Source organism: Allobosea sp. ASV33, assembly GCF_016428755.1.
Taxonomy (GTDB): domain Bacteria; phylum Pseudomonadota; class Alphaproteobacteria; order Rhizobiales; family Beijerinckiaceae; genus Allobosea.
Genome location: NZ_JAELTI010000032.1, coordinates 1 through 12,985, shown reverse-complemented (window position 1 = coordinate 12,985; position 12,985 = coordinate 1). Strand labels below are relative to the sequence as shown.

The following is a 12,985-nucleotide window of genomic DNA, read 5'->3' as shown; positions in this document are numbered from 1 at the left end:
TCGGGTTAGCCGGCTGTTGGCCGGAGCTGACGAATCGGGTTCTGCCGATCGGGAGAGGCCGGAAGGCCGTTTCGTTCCAGCGAGTGATCACGGAACCGGCTCTGCACACAAGCTTGCGCACTTCGTCATAGGTTTTGCCTATGCCACCCAAAGGCATAGGATGCTCGGACCTTTCAAACGTTAGATGCGTCGGCTTAAAGCTGATGCATCGATTGTTGCCGCCGCCTTCCATCCCTCGGCCGACCATTCCGCCGGCAAGACGAAGGCGCGAAATGCGGGAGAAGACGATGCTGAGGTTTCGGATCAAGGTCGCCAGCCCGCCAGCCGCCTGAAGGGTCACATGCTGCCGCAAGGCACGGCGATCGACAGCCACCCCAAACACATTCGCATCGAAGGCCAAGATCATGAACGCAGCATCCGGCGAAGCCTGGCAGCCTTCCTCGCGGCAGATCGCGGAGGCGAATGTCACGGAGATCGCGCGCCTGCTCGGCGTCGCGGATTTCGATGCCCTGCAGCGCGTCTCGGTCGAGGATCCCGCCGCCTACTGGAAGGTGATCAACGACTATTGCCGGATCGTCTGGTCGAAGCCCTATGAGCGCTATGCCGACCTCTCGCGCGGCAAGCAGTTCCCGCAATGGTTCATCGGCGGCGAACTGAACTGGACCGACTCGGTCTTCGCCTGGTGCGATCGCGACGGCGGCGCGAGCCGCCCGGCCGTCATCGCCGAAAGCGAGGATGGCAGCGTCAAGCAAGTGACCTATGCCGAATTGCGGCAGCGGGTCGAGCGCTTCGCGGCCGGCCTCAAGGTGCGTGGCATCGGGCGCGGCGATCGAGTCGGCCTGCTGATGGAAAGCGGTGTCGAGGCCACGATCTCCTTCCTGGCGATCGCCCATCTCGGCGCCATCGTCGTGCCGCTGTTCAGCGGGTTCGGCTCGGACGCGATCGTCTCGCGGCTGGGCGCCTGCGAGGCGCGCGCCATCATCGCGACCGCCGGCTTCCATCGCCGCGGCAAGCTGGTCGACACCAGCGCAGTCGTGATCGAGGCCTGCAAGCGGCTCCCGACCGTCGAGCGCGTGATCCTGAAGGCCGCCATCGAGCACTCCCCGCAATTCGCCCTGTCGGAAGCCTGGAGCGCGGTCGAGCAGGATGCGCCGAAGGGCTTCGCCGCCGAGCGGATGGGCGCCAACGACCCGTTCATGGTGATCTATACCTCGGGCACGACCGGCCGTCCGAAGGGCGCCGTCCATGTCCATGGCGGCCTGCCGCTCAAGATCGCCCACGATTCCGCCGTGCATTTCGACGTGAAGCCGGGCGACGTGTTCTTCTGGCCGGCCGATATGGGCTGGATCGCCGGCGCGCTGATCATCTGCTCCACGCTGATGCGGGGCGCGACGTTGGTCTGCTACGATGGCGCGCCAGATTTCCCCGACTGGTCGCGCATGTCGCAACTGGTCGAGCGGCACAAGGTCACGCAATATGGCTCTGCCCCGACGCTGATCCGTGGGCTTGCCGCGCATGAGGCGCTCGCGGCCAAGGGCGACCTCTCCTCGGTGCGCCTGCTGATCACCGCCGGCGAGGGCATCGACCCCGAGCATTTCCTCTGGTATCAGCGCCACTTCGGGCGCGATCTCGCGCCGGTGATCAACTATACCGGCGGCACCGAGGTCTCGGGCGCGCTTTTGTCGAGCGTCATCGTCAAGCCGATCCTGCCGACCGCCTTCAACACGGCGTCACCCGGCGTCTCGATCGATGTCGTCGACCCGCAGGGCAACCCCATCAGCGAGACGGTCGGGGAGCTCGCGGTGCGCGAGCCCTTCGTCGGAATGACCAAGTCGTTCTGGCAGGATGACGCGCGCTATCTCGAAACGTATTGGAGCGCGGTGCCGGGCCTGTGGCTGCATGGCGACCTCGCCATCCGTTTGCGCGAAGGCGGCTTCATGCTGCGCGGCCGCTCCGACGACACCATCAAGGTCGCCGGCAAGCGGCTCGGGCCGGCGGAGGTCGAGGAGGTCGTGCTCGAGCTGCCCGGCGTGAATGAAGCGGCGGCGATCGGCGTCGACGATCCCGTCAAGGGCCAGAAGCTCGTCGTCTTCGTCGTGCCCTCCGACAAGACCGGGGCCGATATCCCGAAGGAAGTCTCGGCCCATATCGACATCAGGCTCGGCCGGCCGTTTCGGCCGTCGCATGTCCATGTCGTCGCGATGTTGCCGAAGACCAAGAGCTCCAAGGTGATGCGCCGCGTGATCCGCAGCCTCTATTCCGGGCAACCGGCTGGCGATCTCTCTTCGGTCGACAACGAAGCGGCACTCGACGAGATCCGCCGGGTCGCGCCTCCGGCTTGAGAACTCCCCGCTCAGCGGCGGATGACGATGCCCTTGAGCACGGTGGCGGTGGCCAGCGAGGCGACCGCATCGCTACCGGCGCCGCTGGCGCGGATCCATTCCGGAACGCGGTTCAGCCCGCCGAGGAAGTAAGGTACGAGGATGCCCAGATCGGTGCCGGGATCGACATCGCCCCCGGCAACGCCGCCGGCAAAGAGCTCATGCCAGAGATGGGCATATTTCTCGCGCATCTTGCGGCTGCGGCGTTTGATGATCGGCGGCAGATGCTCATAGACGTGCATGTATTTCCGGTCCTTGCCGACCATGCTGGAAATATGCGCGCGCACCGCCGCCTCGACCCGCTCCGCGAAAGGGGCCTCCTGCGGCAGCTTGCGGATCGTCTCCTGAACGAAGTCGTAGAGGGTCTCGATCCCCTGGTTGAGGATTTCCTCGACGATCTCGTCCTTGGATTTGAAATGATAGTAGAGGCTGCCCGCCTTCATATCGACAAGCGCCGCGACGGCGCGCATCGTGCAGGCCTCGTAGCCCTGGCGGACGATGATCTCGGCGGCGGCATCGAGGATTTCACCGCGCATGGGACTTTGCTTCGCATTATCCGCAACACTGGAGCCGGCGGCGTTCTTCGAGCTGCGCGCTTTCATCCTGAATCAGGTCCGTCCCTGGCTTGCGGAGGCCAAAACATTCGTCCGTTCATGGCGATAGTCCGCCGCTTCGGCGACTGGCCACCTTTGAGTCACTACCCGTCCTTGATTCAAGGATCAAGCTGAGGGCTTGCCCAGTTTGAGCGCAGCCGGCGCGGCGAAGCGAGTCATTTTTCAACCAAACGATAGTTTGTCTTGTTGCTGCAGGGTACCTGCCCTACAGTCCCGTCAGGCCACCCGAACCGATGGCCCAGCCGGAGGCAGGACCGGCCAAAACCAAGACGGCCCAGAAGAGCGAGGCGGCGTCCCGATCATCCCGGAAGCGCGGTTCCAATCCGCCCATGGGATCGATGCTTCCGCGACGCTCGCTCCTGCGCCTGGCCGCAATCGGATCGAGGGGATGGAACGAGTGCCATGGATCTGTTTCTGAGAGGCAAGCGCGTCGTCATTACGGGGGCCTCGCAAGGCATCGGCGAAGGCTTGGCCCATGCTTTCGCCGAGGAAGGCGCCGACCTGCATCTGGTGGCGCGCTCGGGCGAACGCCTCGCCGCTCTGCAAAAGGAACTCGCCGACAGCCACGGCGTCGATATCCGCATCCAGCCCCTCGACCTGACGGCGCCCGGCGCGGCCGAAGCCGTGGCGGCCGCGGTGCCGGACATCGATGTCCTCGTCAACAATGCAGGCGCGATTCCGGGCGGCGATCTCTGGACGGTCGACGCGGAGAAATGGCGCTCCGGCTGGGAGCTCAAGGTTTTCGGCTATATCGACCTGACACGCGCGATCTATCCGGTGATGAAAGCGCGCGGCGCCGGCGTCATCCTCAACAATATCGGCAATGGCGGCGAGAATTTCGACTTCGACTATGTCGCCGGCTCGACCGGCAATGCGAGCCTGATGGCCTTCACTCGCGCGATCGGCGGGCGCAGCCTGGAGGACGGCATCCGCGTGCTCGGTATCAATCCCGGCCCGGTCGCGACGGAGCGGATCTATAAGGTGCTGAAGGCGCGCGCGCAGTCCCGCCTCGGCGACGCCGAGCGCCATACCGAGTATCTCCAGCACTACCCGCTCGGCCGCCCCGCTTCCGTACGCGAGGTCGCCGACCTCTTCGTCTTCCTTGCCTCCTCGCGCTCCGGCTACACCTCGGGCACGATCGTCACGGTCGATGGCGGCATCACCTCCAAGCGCAGCATCTGAGCCCACACGGGCCAACAGGACGACGGATCATGAGCGACTATTCCGGCTATCAGCGCATTCTCTTCGACCGCCCGGCCGAGGGCGTGCTGCGCCTCACTCTCAACCGCCCGGAGCGGCTGAACGCGCTCGATGCCATCGGCCACACCGAACTGACCTATGTCTGGTCGAAGATCGATGCCGACCCCAGCGTCCGTTCCGTCATCCTCTGCGGCGCCGGTCGCGGCTTCTCGGCCGGCGGCGATCTCGACGTGGTCGAGGCGATGATCGCGACCCATGAGGAGCGCGCCCGGATGTGGCGCGAGGCCAAGGACCTCGTCTACAACATCATCAACTTCTCGAAACCGCTGGTCTCGGCCATGCACGGCCCGGTTGTCGGCGCCGGCCTGGTCGCCGGCATCCTCGCCGATGTCTCGATCGCCGCGAAGACGGCCAAGATCGTCGACGGCCATACCCGCCTCGGCGTCGCCGGCGGCGACCATGCCGCGATCATCTGGCCGCTGCTCTGCGGCATGGCCAAGGCGAAATACTATCTCCTGCTTTGCGATCCGTTGACCGGAGAGAAGGCCGAGGAGATCGGCCTGATCTCGCTCGCGGTCGAGGATGCCGAATTGCAGGACAAGGCGGTCTCGGTCGCCGCGCGGCTGGCCGATGGGGCGCCGAGCGCCATCCGCTGGACCAAATACGCGCTGAACAACTGGCTACGCATGATGGGGCCGAGCTTCGACGCCTCGCTGGCGCTGGAGATGCTCGGCTTCGGCGGGCCGGAAGTTGTCGAGGGCCTCGCCTCGCATCGCGAGAAGCGCCAGCCCGATTTCAGGCAGTTCCCCGGCTAGGAACGGCACGATGAACGGGCCGTTTCCCCATCTCTTCAGCCCGTTGAAGATCGGCCCGATAACGCTCCGCAACCGGATCGTCATGGCGCCGCATGCGGTGGTGTTCTCGCCCGGTTATGGCTCCGCCGTCGAGCGCGTCATCGATTATCATGTCGAGCGCGCCAAGGGCGGCGCCGGCCTGATCGTGATGTCGAATTTCCTGTTCCCGCCGTCCTGGAAGCGGCAGGCAACCTGGGGCGGCGCACTGGAGACCAGTCCGCTCGGCACGCTCGACCGGATCGACGATCCCGAACTGGTACCGGCCTACAGGCGCCTGATCGATGGAGTGCACGCCCATGGCGCGCGCTTCGTCTCGCAGCTCAATGCCAGCGGTCGCCAGCTCCATTCGCCCGGAGTGAAGAGCTACAATATCCCGCTTTTCGCCCCCTCGGCCCTGCCCTGCCCGCGCACCCGCGAGATCCCGCGTGCGATGGAGATCGCCGATATCGAGGAATATATCGAGACCTTCGCTGCCGCCGCCCGCAATGTCGCGGAGGCCGGCGGCGACGGCGTCGAGCTCTTCGCCTCGCAAGGCTATCTGCTGCACGAATTCCTCTCGCCCAACACCAATCTGCGTGTCGATCGCTATGGCGGCAGCCTGGAGAACCGCTGCCGCTTCCTGACCGAGAGCATCGCCCGCATCCGCCGGGAGCGCGGCACCGGCTTCGTCATTGGCGTCAGGCTCAACGCCTATGACGACCTGCCGAACGGCATCGACCCCGCGATGTCGATCGAGATCGCCACGCGCCTCGCCGCGACCGGCGCGGTCGACTATCTCAACATCAGCGGCCTGACCTCGGCCGCCTATCCCGGCTGGATTTCCGACATGGGCGCACCGGAAGCTCAGTTCGCGGATGTCGCCGGACAAATCCGCGCGGCCGCCAAGCTGCCGATCTGCGTGGTCTCGCGCATCCCCTCGCCGGCGGTCGCCGAGGAGATCGTGGCGTCCGGCCAGGCCGATATGATCGGCATGGCGCGCGCCCTGATCTCCGATCCGGAATGGCCGAACAAGGCGCAAGGCGGCGCGGTCGAGGACATCCGTTACTGCACCTATTCCAACCAGGCCTGCCTGATGGGGCTCGACCAGGGCCGCGGCATCGGCTGCGTCCACAATGTCGCGGTTGGTCGCGAGCGCCAGCTCGGCATCGGCACTATGAAGCCGGCCGGTCGCCGCAAGCGCGTCGCCGTGGTCGGCGGCGGCCCGGCCGGCATGGCCGCAGCGCGCGTCGCCCATGAGCGCGGGCATGAGGTCGTGCTGTTCGAGGCTAACTACCAGCTCGGCGGCCAGAACCGCATGACGGCGCAGATGAAGAGCCGCTACGCCTTCGCCGAGATCACGCGCTGGCAGGAGCACATGCTACGCAAGTACCAGCTTGATATCCGCCTTGGCACGCAGGCGACTCCGGACCTGCTCGCCGGGTTCGAGGCGATCATCCTCGCGACCGGCTCGACCCCGCGCCGCGACGGGCGCTCCAGCCTGCGCCAGGGCGAGGCGCCGATCGCCGGGCTCGGCGGCAAGCATGTCCTCACCGTCTGGGACGTGTTCGAACGGCCGGAGGCCATCGGCCGCTCGGTCGTGGTGATCGACGAGGACCCTCACCTTTCTGCCGCCTACGCGGCGGAGCATCTGGCCGATCTCGGCAAGGCAGTGACCATCGTCACGCCCTTTCTCCATGCGGGCGCGGCGCTCCATCCGGACCATGTCCCGGATTTCTACCGCCGCCTGCGGCCGAAGGGCGTGCAGGTTCTGCCGAACCTGCTGGTTGAAGCGATCGGCGAGACGACGATTGCGCTTCGCGACCGCTATACCGGGAAAGCGACGACGCTGGCCGGCATCGACACCGTCATCCTCGGCATGGGTCAGGAAGCCTCGAGCGCGCTTGCCGTCGCATTGGCGGCGAGCTCAGCCGAATTGCATCTCGTCGGCGATTGCCGGACGCCGCGGCTCGTCACCGATGCGATCGTCGATGGCGAGCGCGCGGGCTGGATGCTCTAGACCCGAACCGCGAACGAGGCTCCATCCGGGATCCCGAGATATCCGATCTCGACATGCCGCGCACGGCCAAGTGCAATAATTCTAACTAACGAATGTTTGACAACGCGATTGGCGCTGGGCAGTATCAGCCGGGTTGCCCGATCAGCGTCGAGCCATGCAGCCGAGGTGAAGCGATGAAGATCTTGGTGCCCGTTAAGCGGGTGGTTGATTACAACGTGAAGATCCGCGTGAAGGCGGACGGTTCGGGCGTCGAGCTCGCCAATGTGAAGATGTCGATGAACCCGTTCGACGAGATCGCGGTCGAAGAGGCGCTGCGCCTGAAGGAAGCCGGCAAGGCGACCGAGGTGGTCGTGGTTTCGATCGGCCCGGCCCAGGCCGCCGAGACGATCCGTACCGGTCTTGCCATGGGCGCCGATCGCGGCATCCTGGTGAAGGTCGACGGCATCGTCGAGCCGCTCGCCGTCGCCAAGCTGCTGAAGAAGGTCGTCGAGCAGGAAGGCCCCGGCCTCGTCATCCTCGGCAAGCAGGCGATCGACGACGATTGCAACCAGACCGGCCAGATGCTCGCCGCCCTCCTCGGCTGGGGCCAGGGCACCTTCGCCTCGAAGGTCGTGGTCGGCGACGGCTCGGTCGACGTCACCCGCGAGGTCGATGGCGGCCTGCAGACGGTCCAGCTGAAGCTGCCGGCGATCGTCACCACCGACCTGCGCCTGAACGAGCCGCGCTATGCCTCGCTGCCCAACATCATGAAGGCGAAGAAGAAGCCGCTCGACGAGACCTCGGCCGAGACGCTGGGCGTCGATGTCGCCCCGCGCCTCAAGGTTCTGAAGACGGTCGAGCCCGCCGGCCGCTCCGCCGGCGTCAAGGTGGCCAACGCCGCCGAACTCGTCTCCAAGCTCAAGACCGCCGGGGTGATCTGATGACCACGCTGCTGATCGCCGAACACGACAACGCCTCGATCAAGGACGCCACCGCCAAGGCGCTGAGCGCAGCCGCCAAGCTCGGCGGGCCCGTGCATATCCTCGTCGCCGGTGAGGGCGCCAAGGGCGCGGCCGATGCGGCTGCCAAGCTTGCCGGCGTCGAGAAGGTGCTGCTCGCCGATGACGCCGCTTACGGCCATGCGCTGGCCGAGCCGCTGGCGGCGCTGATCGTCAAGCTCGCGGACGGTTACGACGCCATCGTCGCGCCCTCGACCACCACCGGCAAGAACGTGCTGCCGCGCGTCGCAGCCCTCCTCGACGTGATGCAGGTCTCGGATGTCAGCGGCATCGTCTCGCCCGACACCTTCGAGCGCCCGGTCTATGCCGGCAACGCCATCCAGACCGTGCAGTCGACCGACGCCAAGAAGCTGCTCACCATCCGCACCGCCTCCTTCCAGGCGGCGGGCGAAGGCGGTTCGGCCGCGGTCGAGAGCGTCGCGGCGGCCGAGAACCCCGGCATCGCCTCGTTCAAGGGTGAGGAGGTCGCCAAGTCCGACCGTCCGGAGCTGGCCTCGGCCAAGATCATCATCTCGGGCGGCCGCGCGCTCGCCTCCTCCGAGAACTTCACCAAAGTGATCGAGCCCGTCGCCGACCGGCTCGGCGCCGCCATGGGCGCCTCGCGCGCCGCGGTCGATGCCGGCTATGCCCCGAACGACTGGCAGGTCGGCCAGACCGGCAAGGTGGTCGCCCCCGAGCTCTACATCGCGGTCGGGATCTCCGGCGCGATCCAGCACCTCGCCGGCATGAAGGACTCGAAGGTCATCGTCGCCATCAACAAGGACGAGGAAGCCCCGATCTTCCAGATCGCCGATTACGGCCTCGTCGGCGATCTGTTTACGGTGCTGCCCGAGCTGGAGCAGGAACTGTCGAAGCCATGAGGGCGACGACGATGCGAGCCAAGGCACGGATGGGCGAGATGCCGCTGCCCTGCCGCCCCCGCGCACCGCTGGATGTGGAATCCCACATCCAGGCGAGCGACGGCCGTTTCCTCTCGACCAGCTTCCTCGAGGACGAGGCCTCGTTCCGAACGCGCCTCCTGACTTTGAGCGAGAGCCAGTTCGCGGTGCTGTCGCTGGCCGCGCGAGGCTATCTCAACAAGCAGATCGCCTGGTTCTGCGGCATCTCGGAAGCGACGGTCAAAACGCACTCGGCCGAGGCCGTCCGGCGCCTCGAGCTGCGCTCGCGTACCGAGGCCGCCGTCAAGCTCGCGATCTTTCTGGAACGTCATCACGTCACCAACTTTCGCGAGCTCTTCTGCAGGCGGAGTAGTTGAGGACGGAGTTTCCGGCGTTTCGCTTTGCCGTGTCCTTCCGGTCATGGATCGTGAAAGCAGGATCGAGACCAAGCTGATCGGCATAGTCGCGTAGCAGGCGCGTGCCGATGCCATGGAAGGTGCCTAAACAGGCAACCGGCGTTGAGCATGTCAGAGGCGGCCGGAGCTTCTTCGCCAAGGCACGACGCGAAGTTATTTTGTGTGCGGGCGCTGTGCAGTCGCCCCAAATTCTCGAGCTGTCAGGGATCGGGCGCCCTGGCCTGCTGCCGGTTTCGTGGACATCGAGATTGGGTGTTTCATGAAACCGGATGTGGGGTATGCGACGAAGGCAATTTGGGCGTGAGTTCAAGATCGAGGCGGTCCGCCTGATCAAGGACCGCGGAGTGAGTGTGGCGCAGGCGTCTCGGGATCTGGATGTCCATGAGAACCAGCTTCGCAAATGGGTGAAGCTCTTTTCGGCCGACCCTGCGCAGGCCTTTCCCGGCCATGGCCAGATGAAGCCGGAGCAGCTTGAGATCGAGCAGCTGCGGCGCGAGGTGGCCAAGCTCAAGGCGGAGCGCGATATTCTAAAAAAGGCCGCGGCCTAATTCGCGAAGGACGTGACATGAGGTTCACGTTCATTGCGAAGCACCGGGGAACCTGGCCGGTGGCATGGCTTTGCGAAGCGCTGGATGTGTCGCGCTCGGGCTTCCATGCCTGGCTCAACCGATCACCGAGCCGTCGAGCACGCGACAACGAGGAAATCGGCAACAGGGCCCGGGCAAGCTTCCTTGGTTCGGATCGGACCTATGGTGCCAGACGTGTCTGGCGGGACGTGCTGGCGGAAGGCATCGATTGCGGCCTGCATCGCATCGAGAGGCTGATGCGTGCCCAGGCTTTGCGTGCCAGGCCGCGCCGGCGAAGCCTGCCCAGGGATGAGGGCCGGCGGTCGACCATCGCGCCGAATATGCTCGGCCGGGAGTTCCATGCCGAGCGTCCGAACCAGCGATGGATCGCCGAATTCGCTTCGCGGGCCTTCGGCTCACCTATATCTGGACCGCAGAAGGTCGGCTGTACGTTGCCGCCGTCATCGACCTCTTCTCCCGCCGTGTGGTGGGCTGGTCGATGAAGGCCGAGATGACCGCCGGGCTCGTGACCGATGCGCTGATGATGGCGATCTGGCGTCGGGGAAAGCCGGATGCCCTGCTGCACCATTCGGACCAGGGCAGCCAGTATGCCAGCGAGCAGTTCCAGAAGCTCATGGCCGACAACAGCGTCACCTGCTCGATGAGCCGCTCTGGCAATGTCTGGGACAACGCCGCGATGGAGAGCTTATTCGCTGCTTCGCGCGGCCCTTCGGGTCTCGTCGCCGAAGACCGAGCGGATCAGAGGCAGGGTCTACCGGACACGTGACGATGCTCGTGCCGACGTGTTCGATTAAATAGAGCGCTTCTACAATGCCGTTCGCAGGCACTCGACCATCGGCTACATCAGCCCGGTAGAGTTCGAAAAGAAGGTCGGGTTAGCTTAACTGACCGCCCACGAAACCGGCAGCAGGCCAGACGAGTGCTTCTTTCTCATCGAACCGACCCGTCAATTGTTAACGCGATGCGACGACTCATGTGCTTGAAGTCGAATGATGAAAACAACATTGGAGCGAGCGTTCGAGCTGGCGCGTTCCGGGCGACTTGAGACGCTGAGTGAATTGCAGCGGGCTTTGGTCGCTGAGGGCTACGCGTTGCAACAGCTTACAGGCCCGGCCCTTTTCGAGCAGCTTCGCAAGCTGATGAAGGTAGCGAAGGTCCATACCGATTGATGTCGATCGATACAGACGAAAGCGCTGTCCGGCTGCGGCTGACATGGCCAGGTGAGGAAGAGAACGACTATCTCGTGCTCGATCAGGCGGCGAACATTATCGACCGGATTCACAGGGAGCTTGCGACGTCGCAAGGCGGATGGCCGTTCTTCGTCGGCCCCGGTAATCTGTCGCGCCGACTTCCATGGCTATGTCGAAAGCCTAGACGACGCCAACGAACGCTTCAAAGAACTATGGCCCGCGTACCGCGAGCAGTGGACGGAAGAAAGGCTGGTGGCCGCCTGGCACAGCGGCGGGCGGCTTGGGCAGCGGGAAACTGAGCTGCTGTCGCAGGAGGAGGATTGTCGCTATCGACCCGAAGCCGACCTTCATCGCTCTGCAGCAAGCCGGTGGCGCGCCATGTGAGGCAGGAAATCCATCTTGCCGACGGTTAGACCGGCATGTCGCAAGAGCGCATAGGCCATCGTCACATGGAAATAGAAGTTTGGCATGATCCAGTCTCGGATATCGTCCTCCGACGACATCATGAAACGAATCCCGTTGGGCAAGGTTAGGTCCACTCGATCGTCAGCGCATGACCATTCAGTTGGATCAGACTGATCGAGGTGTGAGCGCACCGCCTCAATTCGCTCACGGACTTCACTGAGAGACCGGTAGGTTGTCTCCTCGAGGGACAGGGACATTCCGGCGACCTGATTAAGGGCTAGCAGAACCTGATTGAGGGCGACGCGGAATTGCAGCTCCAGCGTAAACATGTCCTTGGTCAGCTTGTGGCCGAGGATGTCGTCCGCCATCCCAGCGTCTTGAGCCTTGCCGACCAAATGATCGAGCGTGCCGAGCATGTTGGCGAAGGTGGCGTGCGCGGATCGAGCGTATGACATGGCGAACCCTTCGCATGTCGTTGCGTGAGACGCCATGACTGACGTCGGCTTCTGACCCGTCGCGGACGCTCTGAGCGGCTGCTTTTTGGGCCGTTCGGGTTGCCGCGAGAGGGTCAGGAAGGAAACCCCACTCCAGCCGGCGGAATATCCATTTCCGCCCCCTCATCTTCAACGATGGCCGAGTTTCTTCCACTAGGGAGAAGATTATGTCGGTTCGGTCGTCCGGTGAGCGTCGATTTTCTGTAGGATAGGCCGTGAGTAGACTCGGTGGTCGACGGCGAGAGGTCCTTCACAGCATGGAGTATCCGGCTCCCACGGCCAACGCCGTCTATGAAGTCAATCCATCGGAGGCATGTGGCGAAGGGGCGGCGCCGAGCTGGCCCTACCACATGGCCAAGTGGCTGTTTCGAGAGCCGATCGACATTGCGATCAGCGCTGCGCTCGCCGAAATCGGCGAGCTCGCGGCGGCGGATCGGGCCTGGATGTTCGAGTACGACGCCGAGTTGCTCCGTTTCCGCAACACGCACGAGTGGAGCCGGCAAGGCGTCCGCTCGTTCGTCGAGGATCTGCAGAACACGCCCGTGGCGATGATCGCCTGGCTCCACCAGTTTCTGGTGAAGGGCCAGGCGGTGATGATCAACCGCGTTGCCGACCTGCCCCGCCCGGCCCGCGCGCTCCAGGTCGAGATGCTCAGGCAAAACGACAAGAGCGTCCTCAGCGTGCCGGTCTTTCACGAGGGGCGATTGCGCGCCTGCATCGGATTCGATGCGACCACCACGATCCGGCGCTGGCCGCCCGCCGACATCAAGGCGCTCTTTCAGTGCGCCGAGCTGATTGCGCTGGCGCGCTATGGTTCCTTCAAGGACGGGCGCTCCCTTGCCGGCGCCTCGAGACCGTTCGTCCCACTGATCTATCTGCGCCGGCCGGGGCAGACCATCGGGGTCGAGCCGCAAACCATCCTCGGCGTCCGGTCTGCGCGTGACTATGTGAAGGTCTGGCTGCATGACGGTT

11 protein-coding genes and 2 pseudogenes are annotated in these 12,985 nt (G+C 64.8%); 11 read left to right on the top strand and 2 right to left on the bottom strand.

Going from position 1 to position 12,985, the window contains the following annotated elements; translation table 11 throughout:
- Nucleotides 1-404: 404 nt before the first annotated feature.
- On the top strand, nt 405-2,342 hold the full coding sequence (locus JHD80_RS11885) for an AMP-binding protein (RefSeq protein ID WP_199087321.1): 1,938 nt from the start codon (nt 405-407) through the stop codon (nt 2,340-2,342).
- Between the two features lie 11 nt (nt 2,343-2,353).
- Here the strand turns inward: JHD80_RS11885 and JHD80_RS11880 are convergent, their stop codons facing one another.
- Nucleotides 2,354-2,917, bottom strand: coding sequence for a TetR/AcrR family transcriptional regulator (locus tag JHD80_RS11880; protein WP_199087319.1), 564 nt, complete (start codon nt 2,915-2,917; stop codon nt 2,354-2,356).
- Nucleotides 2,918-3,397: 480 nt separating this feature from the next.
- Here JHD80_RS11880 and JHD80_RS11875 point away from each other — a divergent pair, with 480 nt between their 5' ends.
- The 9 genes and pseudogenes from JHD80_RS11875 to JHD80_RS11835 all read left to right on the top strand — a co-directional run bounded on the left by JHD80_RS11875 (nt 3,398) and on the right by JHD80_RS11835 (nt 11,093).
- On the top strand, nt 3,398-4,177 hold the full coding sequence (locus JHD80_RS11875) for an SDR family oxidoreductase (RefSeq protein ID WP_199087317.1): 780 nt from the start codon (nt 3,398-3,400) through the stop codon (nt 4,175-4,177).
- A gap of 29 nt (nt 4,178-4,206) precedes the next feature.
- The gene (locus JHD80_RS11870; protein ID WP_210339873.1) at nt 4,207-5,010 is read left to right on the top strand and encodes an enoyl-CoA hydratase/isomerase family protein; all 804 of its coding nucleotides are present in this window, start codon (nt 4,207-4,209) and stop codon (nt 5,008-5,010) included.
- 10 nt (nt 5,011-5,020) lie between these two features.
- A complete protein-coding gene (locus JHD80_RS11865) occupies nt 5,021-7,045 on the top strand; it encodes an oxidoreductase (RefSeq protein ID WP_199087315.1) in 2,025 nt (674 codons plus the stop codon).
- A gap of 173 nt (nt 7,046-7,218) precedes the next feature.
- Nucleotides 7,219-7,965 carry an electron transfer flavoprotein subunit beta/FixA family protein gene (locus tag JHD80_RS11860; RefSeq protein WP_199087313.1) on the top strand — a complete coding sequence of 249 codons (747 nt, stop codon included), beginning with the start codon at nt 7,219-7,221 and terminating at the stop codon, nt 7,963-7,965.
- The gene (locus JHD80_RS11855) at nt 7,965-8,903 is read left to right on the top strand and encodes an electron transfer flavoprotein subunit alpha/FixB family protein (RefSeq protein ID WP_199087311.1); all 939 of its coding nucleotides are present in this window, start codon (nt 7,965-7,967) and stop codon (nt 8,901-8,903) included. Before JHD80_RS11860 ends, JHD80_RS11855 begins: the two co-directional genes overlap by 1 nt.
- The gene (locus tag JHD80_RS11850) at nt 8,900-9,298 is read left to right on the top strand and encodes a helix-turn-helix domain-containing protein (protein ID WP_199087309.1); all 399 of its coding nucleotides are present in this window, start codon (nt 8,900-8,902) and stop codon (nt 9,296-9,298) included. Before JHD80_RS11855 ends, JHD80_RS11850 begins: the two co-directional genes overlap by 4 nt.
- Nucleotides 9,299-9,423: 125 nt before the next feature.
- A pseudogene (locus JHD80_RS28680) lies at nt 9,424-9,564 on the top strand (GMC family oxidoreductase N-terminal domain-containing protein); the annotation flags it as partial.
- Nucleotides 9,565-9,615: 51 nt separating this feature from the next.
- Nucleotides 9,616-10,808, top strand: a pseudogene (locus JHD80_RS11840) (IS3 family transposase).
- A 108-nt stretch (nt 10,809-10,916) separates the two neighbouring features.
- Nucleotides 10,917-11,093 (top strand): hypothetical protein, encoded by a 177-nt coding sequence (locus tag JHD80_RS11835; RefSeq protein ID WP_248311513.1) that lies wholly within the window; start codon nt 10,917-10,919, stop codon nt 11,091-11,093.
- A gap of 368 nt (nt 11,094-11,461) precedes the next feature.
- Here JHD80_RS11835 and JHD80_RS11830 read toward each other — a convergent pair whose 3' ends face one another.
- Nucleotides 11,462-11,974, bottom strand: a complete 513-nt coding sequence (locus tag JHD80_RS11830) for a DUF1993 family protein (RefSeq protein ID WP_199087303.1) — start codon at nt 11,972-11,974, stop codon at nt 11,462-11,464.
- 296 nt (nt 11,975-12,270) lie between these two features.
- Here JHD80_RS11830 and JHD80_RS11825 point away from each other — a divergent pair.
- Nucleotides 12,271-12,985: GAF domain-containing protein (locus tag JHD80_RS11825; protein WP_199087300.1), on the top strand; the 715-nt coding region annotated here is incomplete at its 3' end.